This is a genomic window from Nostoc sp. C110, assembly GCF_043099725.1.
Classification (GTDB): Bacteria; Cyanobacteriota; Cyanobacteriia; order Cyanobacteriales; family Nostocaceae; genus Nostoc; species Nostoc muscorum_A.
In genome coordinates, this window is the sequence record NZ_CP171148.1 from 1490498 (window position 1) to 1512150 (window position 21653).

At 41.8% G+C, this 21653-nt stretch carries 22 protein-coding genes; 10 read left to right on the forward strand and 12 right to left on the reverse strand.

Features of this window, described 5'->3' with window-relative positions:
* The first annotated feature begins 299 nt into the window (after positions 1-299).
* The 3 genes from uvrA to ACFFRD_RS11990 all read left to right on the forward strand — a co-directional run bounded on the left by uvrA (position 300) and on the right by ACFFRD_RS11990 (position 3835).
* Complete coding sequence (gene uvrA / locus ACFFRD_RS11980; protein ID WP_392481662.1) at positions 300-3188, forward strand: excinuclease ABC subunit UvrA; 2889 nt, start codon at positions 300-302, stop codon at positions 3186-3188.
* 78 nt (positions 3189-3266) lie between these two features.
* Positions 3267-3599 (forward strand): DUF6883 domain-containing protein, encoded by a 333-nt coding sequence (locus ACFFRD_RS11985; RefSeq protein WP_392481664.1) that lies wholly within the window; start codon positions 3267-3269, stop codon positions 3597-3599.
* Between the two features lie 17 nt (positions 3600-3616).
* A complete protein-coding gene (locus ACFFRD_RS11990; protein WP_392481666.1) occupies positions 3617-3835 on the forward strand; it encodes a DUF4926 domain-containing protein in 219 nt (72 codons plus the stop codon).
* Here the strand turns inward: ACFFRD_RS11990 and ACFFRD_RS11995 are convergent.
* From ACFFRD_RS11995 to ACFFRD_RS12005, 3 genes are all read right to left on the reverse strand, one after another.
* Positions 3828-4259 carry a DUF2358 domain-containing protein gene (locus ACFFRD_RS11995; RefSeq protein ID WP_392481668.1) on the reverse strand — a complete coding sequence of 144 codons (432 nt, stop codon included), beginning with the start codon at positions 4257-4259 and terminating at the stop codon, positions 3828-3830. The genes ACFFRD_RS11990 and ACFFRD_RS11995 overlap by 8 nt on opposite strands.
* Positions 4260-4271: 12 nt before the next feature.
* Complete coding sequence (locus ACFFRD_RS12000) at positions 4272-5417, reverse strand: glycoside hydrolase family 10 protein (RefSeq protein WP_392481670.1); 1146 nt, start codon at positions 5415-5417, stop codon at positions 4272-4274.
* Positions 5418-5629: 212 nt separating this feature from the next.
* Positions 5630-6448, reverse strand: coding sequence for a DUF1206 domain-containing protein (locus tag ACFFRD_RS12005; protein WP_392481673.1), 819 nt, complete (start codon positions 6446-6448; stop codon positions 5630-5632).
* Positions 6449-6656: 208 nt separating this feature from the next.
* Between ACFFRD_RS12005 and ACFFRD_RS12010 the strand changes: the two genes are divergently transcribed.
* Together ACFFRD_RS12010 and ACFFRD_RS12015 are read left to right on the forward strand one after the other, a co-directional pair.
* Positions 6657-7526 (forward strand): alpha/beta fold hydrolase, encoded by an 870-nt coding sequence (locus ACFFRD_RS12010; RefSeq protein ID WP_392481675.1) that lies wholly within the window; start codon positions 6657-6659, stop codon positions 7524-7526.
* A 307-nt stretch (positions 7527-7833) separates the two neighbouring features.
* Complete coding sequence (locus ACFFRD_RS12015; protein ID WP_193947493.1) at positions 7834-8289, forward strand: pentapeptide repeat-containing protein; 456 nt, start codon at positions 7834-7836, stop codon at positions 8287-8289.
* Positions 8290-8585: 296 nt separating this feature from the next.
* On the opposite strand, the gene ACFFRD_RS12020 is transcribed toward ACFFRD_RS12015, so the two are convergent.
* The 3 genes from ACFFRD_RS12020 to rplU all read right to left on the reverse strand — a co-directional run bounded on the left by ACFFRD_RS12020 (position 8586) and on the right by rplU (position 10567).
* A complete protein-coding gene (locus tag ACFFRD_RS12020; protein ID WP_392481677.1) occupies positions 8586-9302 on the reverse strand; it encodes a molybdopterin-dependent oxidoreductase in 717 nt (238 codons plus the stop codon).
* A gap of 524 nt (positions 9303-9826) precedes the next feature.
* Positions 9827-10123 carry a 50S ribosomal protein L27 gene (gene rpmA / locus ACFFRD_RS12025; RefSeq protein ID WP_114084255.1) on the reverse strand — a complete coding sequence of 99 codons (297 nt, stop codon included), beginning with the start codon at positions 10121-10123 and terminating at the stop codon, positions 9827-9829.
* 36 nt (positions 10124-10159) lie between these two features.
* A complete protein-coding gene (gene rplU, locus ACFFRD_RS12030; RefSeq protein WP_392481679.1) occupies positions 10160-10567 on the reverse strand; it encodes a 50S ribosomal protein L21 in 408 nt (135 codons plus the stop codon).
* A gap of 436 nt (positions 10568-11003) precedes the next feature.
* Between rplU and ACFFRD_RS12035 the strand changes: the two genes are divergently transcribed.
* Complete coding sequence (locus ACFFRD_RS12035; protein WP_114084257.1) at positions 11004-11237, forward strand: Nif11-like leader peptide family natural product precursor; 234 nt, start codon at positions 11004-11006, stop codon at positions 11235-11237.
* Positions 11238-11551: 314 nt separating this feature from the next.
* A complete protein-coding gene (locus tag ACFFRD_RS12040) occupies positions 11552-12640 on the forward strand; it encodes a DNA polymerase beta superfamily protein (protein ID WP_392483053.1) in 1089 nt (362 codons plus the stop codon).
* Positions 12641-12718: 78 nt separating this feature from the next.
* Here the strand turns inward: ACFFRD_RS12040 and ACFFRD_RS12045 are convergent, their stop codons facing one another.
* On the reverse strand, positions 12719-13015 hold the full coding sequence (locus ACFFRD_RS12045; RefSeq protein WP_114084259.1) for a hypothetical protein: 297 nt from the start codon (positions 13013-13015) through the stop codon (positions 12719-12721).
* 55 nt (positions 13016-13070) lie between these two features.
* Between ACFFRD_RS12045 and ACFFRD_RS12050 the strand changes: the two genes are divergently transcribed.
* Positions 13071-13280: a hypothetical protein gene (locus tag ACFFRD_RS12050; protein WP_392481681.1), complete on the forward strand. Its 210-nt coding sequence runs from the start codon at positions 13071-13073 to the stop codon at positions 13278-13280.
* On the opposite strand, the gene bchI is transcribed toward ACFFRD_RS12050, so the two are convergent.
* Entirely contained in the window at positions 13270-14394 is a 1125-nt protein-coding gene (gene bchI, locus ACFFRD_RS12055) for a magnesium chelatase ATPase subunit I (RefSeq protein WP_114084260.1), read from the reverse strand. The two genes, ACFFRD_RS12050 and bchI, sit on opposite strands and share 11 nt — an antisense overlap.
* 434 nt (positions 14395-14828) lie before the next feature.
* Between bchI and ACFFRD_RS12060 the strand changes: the two genes are divergently transcribed.
* On the forward strand, positions 14829-16052 hold the full coding sequence (locus ACFFRD_RS12060; RefSeq protein ID WP_392481683.1) for a glycoside hydrolase family 10 protein: 1224 nt from the start codon (positions 14829-14831) through the stop codon (positions 16050-16052).
* Between the two features lie 369 nt (positions 16053-16421).
* Here the strand turns inward: ACFFRD_RS12060 and avd are convergent, their stop codons facing one another.
* The 4 genes from avd to ACFFRD_RS12080 form a co-directional block, all read right to left on the reverse strand.
* Positions 16422-16766: a diversity-generating retroelement protein Avd gene (gene avd, locus ACFFRD_RS12065; protein ID WP_392483054.1), complete on the reverse strand. Its 345-nt coding sequence runs from the start codon at positions 16764-16766 to the stop codon at positions 16422-16424.
* A gap of 105 nt (positions 16767-16871) precedes the next feature.
* Positions 16872-18695 (reverse strand): SUMF1/EgtB/PvdO family nonheme iron enzyme, encoded by a 1824-nt coding sequence (locus ACFFRD_RS12070; RefSeq protein WP_392481685.1) that lies wholly within the window; start codon positions 18693-18695, stop codon positions 16872-16874.
* 140 nt (positions 18696-18835) lie between these two features.
* A complete protein-coding gene (locus ACFFRD_RS12075; protein WP_392481687.1) occupies positions 18836-19036 on the reverse strand; it encodes a hypothetical protein in 201 nt (66 codons plus the stop codon).
* 96 nt (positions 19037-19132) lie between these two features.
* Positions 19133-19870 (reverse strand): Ycf66 family protein, encoded by a 738-nt coding sequence (locus ACFFRD_RS12080; protein WP_392481689.1) that lies wholly within the window; start codon positions 19868-19870, stop codon positions 19133-19135.
* Between the two features lie 217 nt (positions 19871-20087).
* Between ACFFRD_RS12080 and gndA the strand changes: the two genes are divergently transcribed.
* The gene (gene gndA / locus ACFFRD_RS12085) at positions 20088-21518 is read left to right on the forward strand and encodes an NADP-dependent phosphogluconate dehydrogenase (protein WP_012412521.1); all 1431 of its coding nucleotides are present in this window, start codon (positions 20088-20090) and stop codon (positions 21516-21518) included.
* The last annotated feature ends 135 nt before the right edge of the window (positions 21519-21653 follow it).

Consider the following 21653-nt stretch of genomic DNA (forward strand, 5'->3'; position numbering starts at 1 on the left):
TCAGAAGGATATTTAACTAATTACTAATTCGTAGTTCGTAATTCGTAATTATTGGCGAAACACTCGCGCGTAATTGTCTTTCTTGGTGGTCTTTGCCTGTTGGGGTCTAAACCCTCAGCTAATTCAATTACGAATTATTTTAATCGGGATGCTTCTAAACTAGCCGACTCTTAATGATGTCTGCGCCATGAATCTGGAACGATAACTAACTAAAACAGTACGATTGTTCTACTATAAACTAATTAAAGATAGTATTATTAAGGACTGTTTCATAAGAAACTCCTTCTTCGCCGCCCAATATGTCAGACAAACAGCTAGCAGCATCCTTGAATGGACATCTTCCGTACCCCAGCCACAACAGCCAGAATACCATTCGGATTCGGGGTGCTAGGCAGCATAATCTGAAAAATATTGACTTGGAATTGCCACGCGATCGCCTAATCGTTTTCACTGGCGTTTCTGGTTCTGGTAAGTCTTCCCTAGCCTTTGATACCATTTTCGCTGAAGGGCAACGTCGCTATGTGGAATCCCTCAGCGCCTACGCACGGCAATTTTTAGGACAACTGGATAAGCCGGATGTCGAAGCCATTGAAGGCTTAAGTCCAGCAATTTCTATTGACCAAAAGTCAACGTCTCATAACCCGCGTTCCACTGTGGGTACGGTGACAGAGATTTACGACTATTTGCGGCTGTTGTTTGGTCGAGCAGGTGAACCCCATTGTCCGATATGCGATCGCTGTATTGCACCCCAGACAATTGATGAGATGTGCGATCGCATCATGGAATTACCAGATCGCACCCGCTTCCAAATTCTTGCACCCGTTGTCAGGGGAAAGAAAGGCACACACCGTAAGCTCTTGTCAAGTCTGGCTTCTCAAGGTTTTGTCCGCGTGCGGATCAATGGCGAGATCCGCGAACTGTCAGATTCCATTGAATTGGATAAAAACTTTACCCACACCATCGAAGTGGTAATTGACCGCTTGGTGAAAAAGGCTGATATTCAGGAGCGTTTGGTTGATTCTCTTTCTACGTGTCTCAAGCAATCAGGTGGGATTGCAGCCATTCTGGTGAGTTTGCTTGGTGACGACGGACAAGAAAAGGAAGAAGAATTAGTATTTTCGGAAAACTTTGCTTGTCCAGAACATGGCGCGGTAATGGAGGAACTATCACCGCGATTGTTCTCCTTTAACTCGCCCTATGGTGCTTGTCCGCACTGTCATGGCATCGGTACTTTAAGAAGATTTGCGCCTGATTTGATCGTACCCGACTGGGAAGCGCCAGTTTATGCTGCGATCGCGCCTTGGTCAGAAAAAGATAATTCTTATTACTTGGAATTACTCTATAGTGTAGGACAGATTTATGGATTTGAGTTACAGACAAATTGGGGCAAGCTGACAGAAGAACAGCAGCAAATTCTTCTGTATGGCGAGAAAGATGAACGAGCCGCAGAAGCACAAAGAAAGCAGAGTTTTAAAGGTGCTATTCCAATTTTGCAACGGCAATATGAAGGTGGTTCTGAATTAATTAAGCAAAAATTAGAGCAGTATTTAATTGATCAACCGTGCGAGGTTTGTAAGGGAAAACGATTAAAACCGGAAGCCTTGGCGGTGAAGTTGGGACAATATGGAATTTTAGAATTAACTACCGTATCAATTCGAGATTGTCGGGAGAGAATTGAGCAATTTAAGTTGAGCGATCGCCAGTTACAAATTGCTGATTTAGTTCTGAGAGAAATCAAAGCCAGATTGCAATTCTTGTTGGATGTAGGTTTAGATTATCTCACCCTTGACCGTCCAGCCATGACCCTTTCCGGTGGCGAAGCCCAACGGATTCGTCTAGCAACGCAAATTGGTTCTGGTTTAACGGGAGTTCTCTACGTTTTAGATGAACCGAGTATTGGTTTGCATCAACGAGATAATGGCAGATTGCTCAAAACCTTAACGAAATTGCGCGATTTAGGTAATACATTGATTGTCGTTGAACACGATGAAGAAACAATTCGCGCAGCCAACCACATTGTTGATATTGGCCCTGGTGCAGGAATTCACGGCGGAAATATAATCGCCCAAGGTGATTTTGAGGCGTTATTAGCAGCAGAAGATTCTTTGACGGGTGCATATTTATCAGGAAGGCGAGTAATTAACACACCAGCAGAACGCCGAGAAGGGAATGGGCGTAGTTTGGGAATTAAAAATGCCCATCGCAACAATTTACAAAATATAGATGTAGACATTCCATTAGGTAAACTCGTCTCCATCACTGGTGTGTCTGGTTCTGGCAAATCTACCCTGATTAACGAATTACTGTACCCATCTCTGCAACACCATTTAACAAAGAAAGTTCCTTTACCAAGACATTTGGATAAAATTCAGGGATTAAACGCGATTGATAAAGCGATCGTTATCGATCAATCCCCTATTGGACGCACACCACGTTCTAACCCTGCAACTTACACAGGAATTTTTGATGCCATTCGAGATGTATTTTCCCAAACAGTAGAAGCCAAAGCTAGGGGTTACAAACCTGGACAATTTTCCTTCAACGTTAAAGGTGGACGTTGCGAAGCTTGTAGCGGACAGGGTGTGAATGTAATTGAAATGAACTTTCTCCCGGATGTTTACGTGCAATGCGAAATTTGTAAGGGTGCAAGATACAACCGCGAAACTTTGCAGGTGAAGTATAAAGATAAGTCAATTTCTGATGTTTTGAGAATGACAGTTGAGGAAAGTCTAGACTTTTTCCAGAATATACCCAAAGCGATCGCGCGTTTGCAAACTTTATTTGATGTCGGCTTGGGTTATGTCCAATTAGGACAACCTGCTACAACCTTATCAGGTGGTGAAGCACAACGGGTAAAATTGGCAACAGAATTATCTCGACGCGCTACAGGTAAAACACTTTATTTAATCGATGAACCGACAACAGGGTTATCTTTTTACGATGTCCATAAATTGTTAGATGTATTGCAACGATTGGTAGATAAGGGCAATTCAATATTAGTAATTGAACACAACTTAGATGTAATTCGTTGTTCTGACTGGGTGATAGATTTGGGGCCAGAAGGTGGCGATAAAGGCGGAGAATTGATTGCTGTGGGGACACCGGAGGAAGTTGCAAAAAATCCCAGGTCTTATACTGGGCAATATTTAAAGCAGGTGTTGAAACAGTATCCGGCAGTTAAATCTTAGCCTTTTCCGAGTAGGGTGTACTACATACAGGTCATATCCAGGTGAAAAAAGCGGAGAAGCTTGTGTAGCAAACGTATTATGAAACTTCCTAACCCTGAATGCGCTATCGTTGAAATAGATAAAATTGTAGATTACTGTCTCAACCCAGAACATCCAGAGGGAAAACACAAAGCCCGTGTATTTAAATCTGCACTAGGCTTAAATTTAGATGATGCAGAAGAATTAAAAGCAATCCTTTTACAAGCAGTAGTAAATTATGATGCTATCCCTGGTAAAAGGAATCCATACGGTCAAAAATATATCATTGATTTTCCCCTGAATCGTTCAGATAAACAAGCAATTATTCAAAGCGTTTGGATAGTGCGTAATAATGAAGGCTTCCCCCGCCTAGTCACCTGTTATGTAATCTAAGCAATGAGGTAATACCAATGAAATTATTAGATGTGGTTGCCCTAACTGAAGACTTACCAGAATTGGGATTGCATCGCGGTCAAGTAGGAACGATTGTAGAAGAATATGAACCTGGTGTTTTTGAAGTAGAATTCAGCGACTTAACAGGAAAAGCTTATGCTGTAGAAACTTTAAATGCTAGCCAGCTAATGACTTTATATCATCAACAATTGGTGGAAAAACTTTTAGCTAATTAGCTCTCTCTCCCCTTTGCCAAAACTGTTGTAAAATCTCCCCTGGCTTTCTATCCCAGGTGTCGATATGCTCGTATATCAAATTATCTGGGTTGAGTTTATACGTTGAATAGCCATTAAAAAGCAAACCAGCTTTCCAGGGAACTCGTAACATTCCTCGCACTGTCCACTTTGCTAAAATCGTGTCTTCGGCTAACTGAGATACTTCATGTACATCAAAGTAAATTTGGGTAAAAAATAGCCGAGCATGAAATCGCAAAGTCCAAAATATAATGCGATAGTTAAATTTGTATTTGAATGTATTTACCGGGTCTTTAAAATAGATATCCTGTGTATAAATATCATAAGAAATATCTTTTTCAAAAAGTGTTGGTAAATCCTCTTTTAAAGTTTTAATTACTTGTTCTACTGATAATTGAGATTCCACGCGCCTTTTCCCTTAAAAAATCTTTTTTAACAACCTTTGCCAAATTGAAGATGACTTCCTATTACTCACACCACCCGGACTCAAATCTGACAGAGTAGGAAATGATGCAGACTTAGCATAGGGGCCATTTCGCAAAATTTTAGCTAGGGTATTGTTATTTTCGCGCAAACCTTCGTAAAAAAAGAATACCTCTCCTTGAATCCCAAGTTTACGATTGTATTCAATTGCCTGCACCAGATATTCTGGACTAATACAATAACTGCCAAGCTTCATCAGTATTCCCGGTGCTAACTTCGGCAGCGTCGCATCTGTGAACTGTTGGTTTACTAGTTTATCAGCGATCGCAGCGTAACTCCTAAAGTCACGGCGATAAATCTGCGGCTGAATCATATCAACTATTCCCCGCTTTAGCCATGCGGGGGAGTCTTGCAGATATTCCTGGAATGCCCAATCATGGATATTAGGTGCGATCGCTACCAGCAAATTAGGATTCACCCTTTTCACCTCCCGGTAGAGATTCGCCAAAAACTCAGTAAGAATATCTGCACGCCACTGTAACCATTGCCTATCCTTGGGGTTCTGCGGCGGATTGCGATCGAATTCTTGGCAATAGCGGCTGACAGTTCCCTCATCATAGCCACCTTCACAGGGGAACGCTGGGAAGCGATCGTCACCTTGGATACCATCCACATCGTAATTATTCGCAACTTCCAGCACCAAGTTTAACAAGAATTCCTGCACCTGTGAGTCGAGTGCATTCAACCACTCAAAACCATTTTTCTTCAGTAAGTTGCCGTTAAAATCACGCGCAGCCCATTCCGGTTTTTTCTGTAAAAGTACACCGCCATTCAAATTGTAAGAACTAGCAAAACCGTATTCAAACCAAGGAATTACTTTTAACCCAACTCGCCGCGCCTCAACCACCACTTCTTCTAAAGGGTCACGACCTACAAACATAGGGTCAATTTCAACCCCAAAAGTCTGCTGCATTGTTTGACTAGGATACAGAGTTACCGCCTTATTCCAAACAACGGGAAACACCACATTAAATCCTGTCTCAGCCAGAAAATTCATCGCCTCAGCAATACGTTCCTTTGACCTGAGAACTTTACTATCAGTAGTAGTCAGCCAGATACCACGGGTTTCTATTATTGCCATTTCTTTGAAGAAGAATTCAGGGGTCAGAATGGGCTAAACGCCCCGCTACCGCTAACAGGAGTCAGAAGCAATTCAGTAGGCCAAATTTTCTTATTTTGTGGGGGTTTTAAACCCGATTATTCGTCCACCAATCGTACAGAATACCCAACTGAATTCTGACTCCTGACTCCTGAATTCTGTTTGATAAATTGAAATTCTCAGCACCGCACCATCTAAACATTGACTAGCCGACGATACCGCGCCTGTACTATTGTGTAAATTCCATAAGCAACCAAACCTAACGCCACAATACCCAAAAGCCATGCTCCGTTAGGCTGTTGCGCTAGCGTCTGTAATACTTCATCCAAACCTTCTGCGGTAGCGGCGTTAGATTGCCTTGCAGCTTCAATTAAAAACCAACCGATAATACAAAATACTATACCCCGTGCCGCCAAACCAAATCTGGAAATCCTCATTACCCATTGGGCTTGTGTGTTGCTTAATTGAGTTAAATTGAGTTCTTTACGAAATTTGCCACTAAAAGCTTGATAAAACTGATAGAAACCTAGAGCAATTACAAACACCCCTACAGTTCCAACTAACCATTCACCAAAGGGTTGAGAAAGCAAACGTGCTGTCGAATCTTCAGTAGAATCACTACTATTTTTACTGCTGCCTGTACCCGTAACGATTTGCACAGCACTTAAGGCTAAACTTGCATAAATCAAGCCATTAACTGCGTAACCAATTCGCACTGCCAAACCTTTGGCATCATTACCTTTTTTTTCTGGATCTTTAATTGCCTGTACAAAACGCCAGATTACATATCCAATCAAGCCAATTGCAACTAAAGCCAGTAAAAATTTACCAAATGGCTGGTTAACGATTGTTTGGAGAGCGCCTTGGGTATCAGTTGTTTTACCACCACTGCCAAAAGCCGCCTGTGCTGCCAGTAGTCCAACGATACCGTAAACTACTCCCTTGGAAACATAGCCAAATCGTCCCAGTCGCTCAACCCATAATGAAGCATGGTTTGTCAACTGTTGTGTCATGGTATTTAGGGAGAATTATTATATCTATTCTTTACCAAAATTTACCCAGCATCCACATCTATCCCAAGGCAAATTGTCTAATATCTTTGCAAAAAATCCCTATTGTAATACTGTCTTTTAATAGATGTGAGGCTTCTCAAAATAATATTACATTTATTAAGCACAGTATTATTATTTAGTATTTTTTAATGCTGAATTTGGATGGATTATGTCTCTAATAGAAACTTCTTGGAAACACGAATATATAACTACCAATGGCGTAAAGCTACACTACGTTACCCAAGGTGAAGGCCCTTTAATGTTGATGTTGCATGGTTTTCCTGAGTTTTGGTACTCTTGGCGGCATCAAATACCAGAATTTGCCCAAAATTTCAAAGTCGTCGCCCTTGACTTGCGTGGCTACAACGATAGTGATAAACCAAATGAGCAATCAGCTTATGTCATGGATGAATTTATCAAAGATGTTGAGGGAGTAATCAAAGGATTAGGATACCAAAAGTGTGTTTTAGTTGGACATGATTGGGGTGGTGCGATCGCTTGGAATTTTGCATACACTCACCCCGAAATGTTAGAACAATTAATTATTCTTAACCTGCCTCATCCTGCCAAATTTGCCCAAGGGTTACGCACTCCCCAACAGTTGCTACGTAGCAACTATATATTCCTCTTTCAACTACCGTGGATACCAGAATTACTTTTACAATCTTCCGACTACCAAGCTATTGAAACAGCTTTTAAAGGTACAGCAGTTAACAAGAGTGCTTTCACCAAAGCTGATGTTGAGGCATATAAAAATGCTGCGGCAAAACGCGGTGCCTTGACAGCAATGTTAAACTATTACCGCAATATTTTTCAGCAGAAAATGCTAAATCCAAGTTGGGGCGTTCTGGAAGTGCCAACACTGATGATTTGGGGAGAAAATGACACTGCACTCGGCAAGGAACTAACCTATGACACCGCAGCTTATGTCCAAAACTTTCAAATCAAGTATATTCCTAATTGTGGCCATTGGGTGCAGCAAGAACAGCCTGAATTGGTCAATCAGTATATGCGAGAATTTCTAATAGACTTAACCTAATTTGCAAATTTACGATCAAATCAATTGATAAAGTATAAATACCTATAAAACTGCCAAATTATGCCAAGCAGTGCAAGCCTTTAAAAATATTTAACAGAGATTTAACACTGGCAGCTTTTTAGGGTTTATCGGTTAAAAATCGACCAGAAAACAGGATATATAGAATTTTTTATCTCGCTACTATAGCAAGTTCATATCATAACCAACTTATTAACGCATAGTATACATTGACCTCACGAAGTTTAGTGAGATAATAGAGTTGTGAGGGACAGAACGGACGCAACTTGATTATTAAGGGGGAAAATATATGAAACTCCAGCTATTAGCGGCCATGGCCTTAGCAACTCCCCTATTTTTCGCTAGCTCGGTTAGAGCCGAAAATCCACAGGATTTACAAAAGCTGCTTTCAACTGGGGAATGTATCCAGTGCAATTTGTCGGGAGCTAACCTCAGTGGCGCTCATTTAATTGGTGCTGACTTGAGAGGCTCGAAGCTCGAAGGAGCAAACCTTGTAGGGGCTAACCTCGAAGGTGCTGACTTAACAGGTGCTAATTTGGCAGGTGCTAACCTAACATCAGCTTATGTAACCAATGTTAATTTGAAGCAAACCAATCTTAACGGAGTAAATTTTACCCGCGCTACGATTCACGATTCTAATGTGTATAAAGCATCAATGAACGATCTAAATCTCACTGGTGCCGAAATATTTAACACTGGAATCGGGATTGGTGGAGAAGATGCTGAAATTCCCGATTGGGACTAGGCTGAACTGAGTAGGCAGGTGAAAATAAACACAACATCAGAGAAACTGGTTTTTTGCCAGCATTATCTTTAAAATCTGCCTATACAATAAATAAAAAATGAAACCCCTCTTGCTTGTAATTACTTTACTATGACGCAAGCAGAGGGGGTTTCTTATTGGGATTGAGCCGATTTGTCTTGGTGCTTAAAAGCACATAATCAATGATGCTAGTTCCTACGGGAAAAACTCACTATCAAATTTGAAAAGTGGGCAATCTTAAACTCTTCCCACTTCTTTACTCAGCACTGTTTCGCTGACTATAGCCCTGCAAACCACTCATAGCCCTGATCCTCCCAATAGCCTTTAAGAGGTAACAAACTGCTGACAAATGTAATTTGAGTCACCCACTTGCTTTGCTTATAACCCAGTTTAATTGGGGATGCTAGGCGCATAGGCGCACCATTATCAACTGATAATGGTTGTCCATTCTTTTGATAAGCCATCAGGGTTTGGGGATGTACAGCAGAGACAAGATCCCAGCTTTCATAGTAGCCATCAGCAGACTTAAAGTAGACATAGCGGACGTTGGACTTCGGCTGTACCAGCGCTACTAAGTCTCGCAGTCGCACGCCTCCCCATTGAACGATCGCAGCCCAGCCTTCAACACAGACATGGCGAATTACCATTGAAGTCAAGGGAAGTTTTTCAATATCCCCCATACTTAATTGCATCGGGTTACTAACCTCGCCATCAATCTTCAGGCGAAACTGCGCCGGATCAATTTGCGGCGTGAAGTCAAAGGAATTGATTAGCAATTTGTCTGCTTCTATGGCACTAACAGGAAATTCTGGAACTGGTTTCTGACTTAACAGGAGTGCTTCTAGACGTTGGTTTAGTGGCTCAGATATTTGCCGCAGATTATCTGAGAACAAATTTGTCCCACAGCCACCTAAAAGAAAGCCTACCCCTGAAAGTCCAGATAGTTGCAATAATTGGCGACGGGATAAGGTGCGTTTGGGAAGAATCAGACTCATATTACCTCTACAGGAACATAGACTTAACTAGACGGATGCTTCCTACTTCAGGGCAAGTAAGGAATGAGCAATTGTAAACAGTATGACTGTGGGAACAGTTATAAAGTGAACAGTGCTTAGAGTTTGCCAACTACCAAACAGCCCCGAAATCCAATGCAGTTGGGCAGGTTTGTACATCGCCAGACCACTCAAGATTGCCAACAGTAGCACTGGAATGATAGCAGTATAAACTAGATAAGAGTTTGAGAGAGTTATTGCGTAAGTCCTACCTAAGAGTTTCAGAACAAACCTATCTCTGGCTGGCTATCCTGAACTTTGGAACATCCTAAAAAATTGGTGCTTAAGACTTAATATACGATGCCTAATATTTTGTTAGTGAAGAATATCTGCGCTTTGATAATCCTGATACTAATCTATGGACAACAGATGAAAAAAGCGACTTTTATAATATTTATTGCAAATCTGACCATTATGCGATCGCTAACTAGCGATTAGGGTGGGCACTATTTACCCACCCTAAGACTCTAACTTGCTACTGCTTCAGCAGGGGCTGTTTCAACAGCAGTTATAGGTAAATAAACACTAACTTTTTTACGGGTTTTGCCCTTTCTCTCAAACATTACAACACCGTCGATTAAGGCGAACAGAGTGTCATCGCTACCAATACCAACGTTGTTACCAGGGTGAAATTTGGTACCGCGCTGACGCACGAGAATGTTTCCTGCACGCACAACTTGACCGCCATAACGCTTTACACCCAGACGCTGGGCGTTAGAATCGCGACCGTTACGTGTACTACCCGTTCCTTTCTTATGAGCCATGATTTCCTCTTATGTATCTGTATCTACTTCTTTTTATTATTCAGCAGCGGTTTCAACTTCTTCGACAGGAGTCTCATCTAAAACGGGGGTTTCCTTCTCCGCTTCTCCTTGGGCAACAAATACTTCACCGTTAAGGGTGATGGAGTCAATCATAAGTCTGGTAATTTCCTGACGATGCCCCCGTTTTTTGCGGGTTTTCTTTTTCGGCTTCATCTTGTATACCAAGACTTTACGACCTCTGTAATGTCGCATTACAGTCCCTTCTACAGTTGCACCTGTCACTAGTGGCTGTCCAATGCTGACTGCGCCATCGTGCTGCACGAGTAATACGGAGTCTATTGTAACTTTTTCATCTGGTTCGGTAGGAAGCAGTTCAATGTCATAAAACCGCCCTGGCTCTACTCGTATTTGTTTGCCACCAGTTTCAATAATCGCGTAAGTCATGGAATTAATTGTCCTTGAGGTTGCCGTACAGGTAGCTGGTTTTTATCTCCTGTAGAGAGGTTTTTGCCAGCTTTTGTAATATGTCTACCTGATCCGAGCAGGAATTAGACAGACAATCTAACATACTATTTTATTCACAGGTGCTAAGTCAAGCTTCCATTTGCCAAAATTCGTGATGGCGATCGCTTACCCAAAAATCAGAATTGATGCTTTTTATTCAAAAACTGCTTCTATCTGAGGAATGATTTTTATAAACTAGTAGAAATATTTTAGACTCAAACTTATAGTTTCTTGTCAAAATTCACACATTTATCTTATTTGTTTTAAAATTAAACTTACAACGCTTAATCTAATAGTTCTTTACAGAATTTAGTGAACTGAAAAAATCAAATTACTACATTCAAACCTGATATTTAAAACAGGAGATGGATTTGTCATGACACAGCAAAATGCTACCCGACTTTTTCAAGCTGTAAAAAAAGATCAAGCATTACAGCAAAAGCTTAAAGCAACAGCTGATCCACAAGCTTTCATCAAGATTGCTAAAGAGCGTGGTTATGACTTCACAACTGATGAACTGGAAAATGAAATCAACAAGTTATCAGAAGAAGATTTAGCCGCCATTGTCAATCCAGGATGGGGAACCAGACGGCACCTTAATCCTAGATAATTCCTATTCTAGGAAACTGAAAGTATAGGAAAAACTGAATTGACAAGTTTTGTTCCTAAAGGGGATACCGTTGCATTATTTCCTTTAGGGGCATTTCTGTGAAATTAAGCAACTCTGCTTCCCATCTCCCCACCTGCCCAATACTGCTCGGGTTTTGCATTTTTAACTCGGAATTGGGTTTTGGGAAAAGGTTAAAGGGTAAAGGTTAAAGGTTTTTTCTTTCCCCTTTAACCTTCCCCTTTTCCCCTTAACCGACAAGTATTGCCCACCTGCCTAACTCGTGAGTTAGGATGGCTATATTTTCATCAGGTGATATGGAAAGAATAGAAGTTGAGCAAAGAACTATTTTAATTGGTTTGGCAGGTAGCCACGGCTATGGTTTAAATCGTCCTGATTCAGACTTTGATTATCGGGGAGTCTTTATCGCGCCCAAAAGGTACTACTTGGGGTTTGATCGTATAGAACAAAAAGATACTGGTTGGGATGAACCAGGAATATTTTCATTCCTGGATGGTAACAAAGACACAGTTATATATGAATTAAGAAAAATCCTCCTGTTATTAGCGGGCGCAAACCCCAATGTTTTAGAATTGCTCTGGTTAAATAACTATCCTTTTGTAAGCACAGTCGGACAGAATTTAATTAATCATAAGCAGCTATTTTTGAGTAAGAAGGTAAAACATACTTACACTGGTTATGCCTTTGCTCAAATCAAAAAGATGGAAACTCATCGTAAATGGTTGTTAAAGCCACCACAAAAAAAGCCAATACCATCTGACTTCGCCATAGAAGACGAAGCCCCCCTCAGCAAAGATGAGCTAAATGCTTTTCTGGAGTATCTTTATAACTTAATCAGAGGACGGATTGAGTTTTTGGAAGAAGCGGAAGAGTTATACAAATTGCTGACGGCAGATATTGATTTTAAAGGAGTGTTAAAACAATATACTTTACCCGATGAAACTTTAGAATATACTCAAAATTTAACCAATAGCCGTAAAGATTTTATCCGCCTGCTTCAAAAAAGCCAAAATTATCAAATAGCTTTAAGAGAATGGAAGGCTTATTTATCTTGGCAGGAAAATAGAAATCCGGCTAGAGCAGAAATGGAAAGAAAGTCGGGTTTTGACCTCAAACATGGGATGCACTGCATTCGATTATTACGCAGTGGAGTAGAAATATTGCGTCAAGGTGAAGTGATTGTAGATAGAAGAATAGCTGGTGATGTTGAAGATTTAAGAGCTATTTTGAAGGGTGAGTATTCTTATGAACAAGTGATGAAAATGGCAGAAGATTTAGTCGCTGAAATGGAGGTTGTCTACGAACAATCTACACTCCCTCATAAACCTGATTTAGAGGAAATTAATAAGTTGTGTATGGAATTGGTAGAAATGCAGAATTGGTGATTGGGTATTAGGGATTGGGCATTGTTAATTAAGTTTCTTCCCATTCCCCATTCCCCATTCCCTATTCCCCATTCCCGATTAAATACTGTACATTAAATCAGCAAACCCATAGAGGCTGATGATCAGCAATAACGATGCTGTTAGTTGGGTAATTCGCGCTTGGGGTGAGGGCGCGATCGCTTCCCGCACTAAAATAGAAATAGATGCCCCAACTACTAGGCTCAAGCCTAAGATTAAATAAGGTATGTCCGGTAAAATACTGGCTATTGCCAGCATAGCGATCGCTAATAAAAGCATCAATAATTCTACAAACCTGGGCGGGTTGTATTGGCTAGATAAAACAAAGCTGTTGAACCAAAAAGACCAAAATCTCATAGTCAGTGTTGAATATTGTTAGCGGTAACGGGGACTTTACCTGGATTTCTCACAAGTGAGAAATCCAAGGGGTGTGGGAGGATGGGGAAGAAGTCTTACCCCCCACACTCCCCACACTCCCCAAACTCCTCTTCTCCCTCTGCCTACACTATCCGTGAGAAATCCGGGTTTAGCCCGTGCTGAGTTAAGAGTTGTTAGTTATGAAGCAGCTTTCCATTCAAAACTTTTAACTCCTAACTCCTCACTCGTAATTTTTAACTTCTAGCCCCTAACTTTTGACCTGTGCCGTTTTTTTGTGCAGTATCACTTTCTGGTAGTTCTACGCCAAAGACGCGGCTAAAAACTTTAGCGACTTTGTAGCCAGAATCAATCGATTCTAAGGGGTCTTTCCGCAGCCTGTGACGCAAGCATAGCGTAATCACACGGCAGATATCATCAACTGTAACTTCAGTGCGTCCTTCATAAGCTGTTAAGGCTTTCGCGGCGCGGTTACTAACAATGTCACCCCGCAAACCATCTACATCCAATTCAGAACAGACTTCAGAAATTTTTACCCGTAGTTCATAGTCAAGTTTCACTTCTGGCAAAAGCTTTTGAGCATTGACAATTTTCTCTTGTAATGCTTCTTGCTCGGCTTTATGGCTTTCGAGAAATACTAGAGGATTTTGGTCAAAATCCGCCCGTTGTTCCACAATTTGCACCCGCAAGGCCGGTTCTTTTACGGTGTGAATTTCTGCGTGCATCCCAAAGCGATCGAGCAGTTGCGGGCGTAGTTCGCCTTCTTCAGGGTTTCCAGAACCCACAAGAACAAAACGCGCTGGGTGACGGATTGAAATACCTTCCCGTTCTACAGTGTTCCATCCACTCGCGGCGGAATCTAGTAGCACGTCTACAAGGTGGTCATCTAGTAAGTTGACTTCATCCACATAGAGAATGCCCCGGTTAGCCTTTGCCAGCAGTCCCGGTTCAAAGGCTTTGACACCTTCAGATAAAGCTTTCTCAATGTCGATTGTGCCACAAACTCGGTCTTCTGTGGCTCCTAGCGGCAGGTCTACCATTTGGACTTTTTTATGAGCTACAGGAATTTCCGCCCCTTGTTCTAAGAGTTGGCGAACTTCATCGCTCATCAAGTCGGGGTCGCTAGGATCGCTACTGAAGGGGTCATTGGCAACCACAGAAATTTCTGGCAGCAGATCCGCCAGCGCCCGGATAGTTGTGGATTTACCGGTACCGCGATCGCCCATGATCATTACACCACCAATTTTGGGGTCAATCACGTTCAATAGGAGCGCCAGTTTCATTTCTTCCTGGCCCACAATTGCCGTAAAAGGAAATACCACGCGACGCGCACTTGCCGTGGATTGAGCAGTTGGACTCACTAAATTACCTTAACAATATTTTTCTTATTACAGTTCTCTATTGTGACACAGGTGGGGTGTGGGGGAGTGTGAAGATCAGGGGGAAGGGGGCAGGGAGAGCAGGGGAAGCTAACGAAGAAATTCTTGCCCTCCCCATTTCCCATTTCCCATTCCCCATTCCCCATTCCCCATTTCCCATTCCCCATTCCCCATTTCCCATTCCCCATTCCTCATACCAATATCTATTGGGCACAAATGCTTACTAGCTGCGTCAACTATCTTAATATTGTCTGCTTTAGTTTTTCTGGTGCAAAAGTTCCATAAGCAGGGAACGAACAACTACCAACTCATCAATCCTGTACTAAGCATAAATACTTGTAGACTATATGGTTAGTAGATTCAATCGTAAAAGCGAGCAATGGCGTGTGTGGGTAGCTAATGCACCATTCAAATTTATGAAATCACCTTTTATTATTCAAAGTTGGCGGCGACTACTTAAGTATCTTTTTCCGATTCTCATTTTAATATCCTTTTTTACGGTATTACTGGTAGATAGTTTTACTCCCGCGATCACCGAAGGTGGGCGCTTCAGCGCGATCGCACAGATACCCCGTCAAGAAATTCGTGGGGTTTGGATGACCACCAATGATTTTGACACTCTCAAGGATCGCTCCAAAGTCCAGGATGCGGTAAGTCAATTACGACGGCTGAACTTCAACACAATTTATCCTGTAGTGTGGAATTCTGGTTATGTGATGTATCCCAGTGCGATCGCACAACGTGCAGGTATTCAACCTTTTATCTATAAAGGTTCAGATGGACATGATATTCTTGCCGACCTGATTAACCAAGCCCATCGCAAAGGATTGCTAGTGATTCCCTGGTTTGAATTTGGTTTCATGGCTCCCCCAACGTCAGAACTAGCACTGAATTATCCTGATTGGTTCACACAAAAGCGGGATGGTAGCCAAACTTCTATCAGTGCGGCTGGTGAAGTTATGTGGCTGAATCCGTTCCTTCCGCAAGTACAACAGTTCATCACCAACCTCGTGCTGGAAACTGTCACTCAATATGATGCCGATGGCATTCAGTTTGACGATCACATGAGTTTGCCTCACGAATTTGGCTACGACCAATATACAGTTGCTTTGTACACCAAAGAAACCAAAAATGCTCCCCCAAAGAATTCCCAAGATGCGGCATGGGTAAAGTGGCGGGCAGATAAAATTACGGCTTTCATGGTACAACTTAACCAAGCTGTGAAGCAGAGAAAACCCCAGGCGATTTTCTCTGTTTCTCCTAATTACTATGATTTTGCTTACAAGTTTCACCTACAAGATTGGCTGAGTTGGATACGGCAAAATATTGTGGACGAGTTAATTGTGCAAGTTTATCGTCCGAATCTGCAAAGTTTTGTGGCTAATATTTCTCGCTCAGAAATTCAAGAAGCCCAAAAAATAATTCCAACTGGAATTGGGATTATGACTGGGTTACGAAATAATCCAGTTCCTATGCAGCAAATTAAGTCTCAGGTGCGGGCTGCCCAAGAACGCGGTTTAGGCGTAACTTTCTTTTATTATGAAAGTCTTTGGAACGATGCTCTAGAACCCTTAAACGAGCGACAAGTTGGATTTGGAAGTCTCTTTCCATCTCCTGCACTCCGCGCCAGAATTGAATAACTTTTCTGTTGAAGATTACGTTAATAGACTATAAATTAACGTTTTTTCGTCTAATAGTAGTGCGATCGCCTACCGTTCTGAAAGGCTTAAATTCCTAGCTTCTGCAAAGAAGCTAGGAATCTTGTTAGATAAAGCCCAAAATGGCCCTAATTTTACTTTCAAAGGTGCGATCGCTTGAAACAAAGTATCTATTAGTACAATTTATTTCTATATAAATATCCTGATAATTGGTTAGGTGTAGGTTGGGTTGAACGGAGTGAAACCCAACAAATCCTTGAGAATGTTGGGTTTCGTTCCTCAACGCAACCTACAAATATTGTCTTTTTTCGGAGTAATAAAAGAGAATTAAGCAGACATTATTATGAGTAGTTAAATTAACGTTATTTTTTGCTGTTTTATCCATCCACCTAAATCGATGCCAATATCATTTAAAAGTTTTTGAGCATATTCATAACGCTCTGTCTTAATTAAGTCAAATTCTAAAAGTAGGCGAGTTTGATAACGTAAAATATCTAGTTTACTATTCAATAATTCTAAATGGGCTAATTTCTGTTTAGCATACCGTGCTATAAGCAGAACATCTAATAAATTGTATAGTTCTGTAATAATCCGATTTCCTAGCAAAAATTTATGATCTCTAGGAAGTCGATTTAAAATTGGCACATACCACTTGATTAAATCGTAAGTTTTTTGTATTATTGGTAAATCACTCATCCATACAAAATTAAATAAAAAAAGTTGATCGCGCTTTGCGCGAGACATTAAGAAGGGTAAAGAAATAAAGAGAAAAGTGCTAAAGGGCAAGAGTGTAAAGGGATACTAAATCCCGCCACGAACCAATACAACCCGAAAACCCACGCCGCGGTTACGAAGACCACGCGCACGATAGCCGCGAAACGCCGAGCGGCAATTATTGGGAAAGTCGTCCCACGAACCACCACGCAGAAGGCGAGTTTGATTATCATTATCAATCAGCCAAGCGCTTCCGTCTTTTGGCGCTCCGTTATAAATTTCGTGCCACTCATCCTGACACCATTCCAAAATATTACCATGCATATCAAATAAACCAAAGGGGTTAGCAGGAAATTTCCCTACATCTGTTGTTTCCCCATACTGGAATTGATAATTCGCTAAATCAGTCGTAATCGTTTCGCCAAAATAAAACGGTGTAGTCGTTCCCGCGCGACAAGCATATTCCCATTCTGCCTCACTGGGTAAGCGATAGGTTTTTTCAGTCTTTTTAGATAGCCGAGCGCAAAACTCAATTGCATCATCCCAAGAAACCATTTCAACAGGTCGATTATCACCTTTAAAATTAGATGGTTCGGGATTTAAATCAATATTAACCTTGGGTAAAGCAGCAACGGCTTTCCATTGACTCTGAGTTACTGGAAATTTCCCCATAAAAAAGGGTTGAATGGTGACAGAGTGCTGTGGACTTTCCCGGCTAACTCTTTCTGGCTCACTCTCTGGCGAACCCATGAGAAAATTACCGCCCGGAATTGCAACCATCTCCAGAACTACGCCATTACCCAAATTTTCTCTAAAAAACTCAGCGCGTCCCCGACTGCGATTAATTTCATAGGTTTTTCCCCTACCTAAAAATCCTGCTGATTTGGGAGTTAGGCTGGCGGTTTCAAACTCAAAAGGCTGAGTTTGAATAGCTGAGGGAGATGATTCCCTTTTTAGTCGTTCTTGTAATTCTGCTTCCCGTCTTTTATTTTCGGCTCTTTCTTGTTCTAAGCGTAATCTTTCTGCTTCCTGTCTTTTGTTTTTGGCTTTTTCTTGCTCTAGATGTAATCTTTCTGCTTGTTGTTTTTGATACTCTATTTCTTGTTCTTTTTTTAAGCGAACTACATCTTCATCTTTAAGCAGATAGTATTTCTGGAATTTCTCTAATTCAGTCTCAGATTTTTCACGCAATGGATATCCTTGTTCATCTACAAACCTTGCCAAGAATTGCCTATATTTATCTAGATTTTTCTTATATGTACCGTAAGGTTCTAATGCTTTTTCTCTAACTGCACTAGCTTCTGTATCTGTTAATTTTAACTTTTCTTGTAAATCTTTTAATATATCAGACTCCAAAGGAGAAATCTCGCCATCAGACGCAAATTCTTCAGCCTTGTGACGATATTCAATTATGGCGGCTTCCCTGATTAACCGTTGTTGTTGACGCTCCTTAATTAGTTGTTCAGCTGCAAACTTAATTCCCTGAGCTACATTCGTGAATGCATCATCTTGATTACTCCAAGACTTAACAGGTAGAGCATTTTTAGGCAGAGCTTGTAGTTTAGCAAATGGTGCATCTTGCCAAGAGACGCTTCGCAGAATAATTGGAATGACACAAGCCTCTCCAGCTTCGTGGCGTTCTATTGCTTTGGTAACTTCAACATCCCAGCAGTATTTAGAAAATATAAAGTCTGAACTGACTAGTAATAAAATAATATCGGCTGTATTTAAATTTTTATTAATCTGCTGATCCCATTCTTTTCCAGGTGGTATTTTGCGATCGTGCCAAGTTGAAGTTATACCTTGGCGTTCCAACATAGTCAGGTGTTTAGCCAGTTCATCCTTTAGGGGTTCGTCGTTGTGAGAGTAGGAACAAAACACCTTGAGTGGTTCTAACCAAACATCTGCCATTTTGCGTCTTCAGGAGTAGTATAAATTACGGTTCTTACAAATTATAGTATTTTTACCTGATTTCCTTAATAAACTAACCCCGATCGCCAGTGCAACTCCTCATCTCATCGTCTAAACCCGGAGATATGCTAGTTTGATCGCTATTCGATTTTGATGCTACTGCGATCGCTATATGCTTTTATATATTGTGATGGGACTGCGATCGCTGCATAAATATCTGAAGCTGGGAATATAAAATTGCGATCGCTGGTTAAGGCTGGAAGCAGGTTTAAAATATTATGGTAACTATTATCGTTGCGTAGCTTGCCGCCGTAGGCATCGCAACAACTAATGTTGGTCATTTATCAAGGTTTGTTGCAGCCGATTTGTGGCAAAACATTAAAGTAAGTTTAGTGAAACCCAACATCATATTAGTTTAATGGTGGGTTTCACAGAATTTAACTACCTTGATTAGGCGGTATTTGCTCAGGTGGCGTTTCTGCTGGGGGAGCCAGTACCGCATCCGGCGCAATTTCTTCTACGGGAATCGGTTGCTTCTCCTCAATTTCAAAATCTGGTTGCGCTGCTTCCACCAATTCAGGAGATGGGGGATGTGGTGGAATCGCTTCTGGTACACTCTCGGTTTTGGCTTCGGTGTCAGTAGTAACTGTCTCCTCTGCTGGTTTTTCTGGTATGGCAGTAGTTTTGTCGATAATCTCAACAGTAGGTTTCTCTGCTAGTACAGAGGTAATGTCTTCTGGTTTGGGGGTTGTGGGTGTCTTTTTACTCACAGTCTGTTGCACTTTATCTTTCGCGCCACTGAAGGTGCTACCCAGACCTTTTTGCAACTGGCCCAGCCGTTCCTGAAGGGACAATTTATTTACCTGTTCCTGAATTCCAGCTTTCACCGTCTCAGGACTGGGTACTTGCGTTTGTTGTGCCTGGGGGGTCAGTTGGCGACGTAATGATAGAGTTTGCCAGCCAAACCAGACCAAAAGAGCCACACTAGCCACATGACCCAGCAACAAACCTCCAGTAATGCGTGGTGCAAACACCCATAAGACTAAGGCATAGAATAGTCCTACGCCACTCCAGATAAAGTCATTCTTGCGATGGATTTCTGGAAAAAAGAAAGCTGCTATGTAAATGGCTAAACTACCAATACCGACCACCAAAGCTAGGACAAATGCCAGCATTATTTGGTTACTCCTTACTGCGTCCTTTGACTATTTCAATTTTGCAAATTTTGTCAGTCAATTGTTGATTTAGATACAATTTAAAATTAATTAGCCGTGTTAGTTGTGGATTTTTGCCCTTTATTCAACTCTTAAGGTCTTCTTTAGGGGAGAACGGAAAATATCGGACTACCCTTAAAGTAAAAGGATCTGCAAGAGAGTTAGCCAGAAATTTTTTATGACACTACAAAGCTTTGGTGTGATTGGATTAGCCGTTATGGGTGAGAACATCGCTCTAAACGTAGAGCGCAATGGCTTCCCAATTGCAGTTTACAACCGCTCCCGAGAAAAAACGGATGCGTTTATGGCGCAGCGTGCTACAGGACGGAACGTCAAAGCCGCCTTTACCTTGGAAGAATTCGTTGCCTTATTGGAACGTCCCCGCAAAATTCTCGTAATGGTGCAAGCTGGTAAGCCAGTGGATGCGGTGATTGCTCAACTCAAACCCTTGTTAGAGGAAGGCGATATCATTATCGACGGTGGCAACTCTTGGTTTGAAGATACGGAACGACGCACTCAGGAATTAGAACCCGCTGGGCTTCGGTATCTTGGTATGGGTGTCAGTGGCGGTGAAGAAGGGGCACTAAATGGCCCATCTCTGATGCCTGGAGGTACAACAAGCTCTTACGAGTTTCTATCACCAATTTTCAACAAAATTGCTGCCCAAGTCGATGATGGCCCTTGTGTAACCTACATTGGCCCTGGTGGTTCTGGCCACTATGTCAAAATGGTACACAACGGCATTGAGTATGGCGATATGCAGCTAATTGCTGAAGCCTACGACTTGCTGAAAAATGTCGCTGGATTAAACCCCAGTCAGCTACATGATGTGTTTGCTGAATGGAATACCACCGATGAACTCGATTCATTTTTGATTGAGATTACGAAGAATATCTTCCCATATATTGACCCAGAAACAAATAAACCCCTGGTGGATTTGATTGTTGACGCAGCCGGTCAAAAGGGAACTGGACGCTGGACTGTACAAACTGCATTGGAATTGGGAGTTGCTATTCCTACAATTACAGCAGCAGTTAATGCCCGGATTATATCTTCGATTAAAGATGAGCGGGTTGCAGCATCTAAAGTCCTCACAGGCCCCAGTGGCAAGTATGACGGGCAAACCAAGGACTTTATCAACAAAGTACGCGATGCTCTCTATTGCTCAAAAATCTGTTCTTATGCTCAAGGGATGGCGTTGCTATCCACAGCTTCAAAAACATATAACTGGAATTTGGATCTGGGCGAAATGGCGCGGATTTGGAAAGGTGGTTGTATTATTCGCGCTCGCTTTTTGAATAAGATTAAGAAGGCTTTTAGCGAAAATCCAGCTTTGCCCAACTTGCTGTTAGCTCCCGAATTTAAGCAGACAATTCTCGACAGACAGACTGCTTGGCGGGAAGTGATTGCGACAGCTGCAACAGTAGGAATTCCAGTACCCGCATTTAGCGCCTCCTTAGATTATTTTGACAGCTATCGCCGCGATCGCTTGCCTCAAAATCTAACTCAAGCACAACGCGACTACTTTGGCGCACATACCTACCTGCGTCTTGACAAGCCCGGAAGTTTCCATACTGAATGGGTACCTATTGCTGAAGCTGGTAAGTAAGCTTTTGCACATCTGTATCAGAATATTGTGAAAGGTTAGTCAGTTTCAAAATACGGATTTAGTAGTGGCTCTGAGTTTCAGAGCCACTTTTTTTTCTAGAACCGCAGAGGCACAAAGAACGCAGAGGAAGAGAGG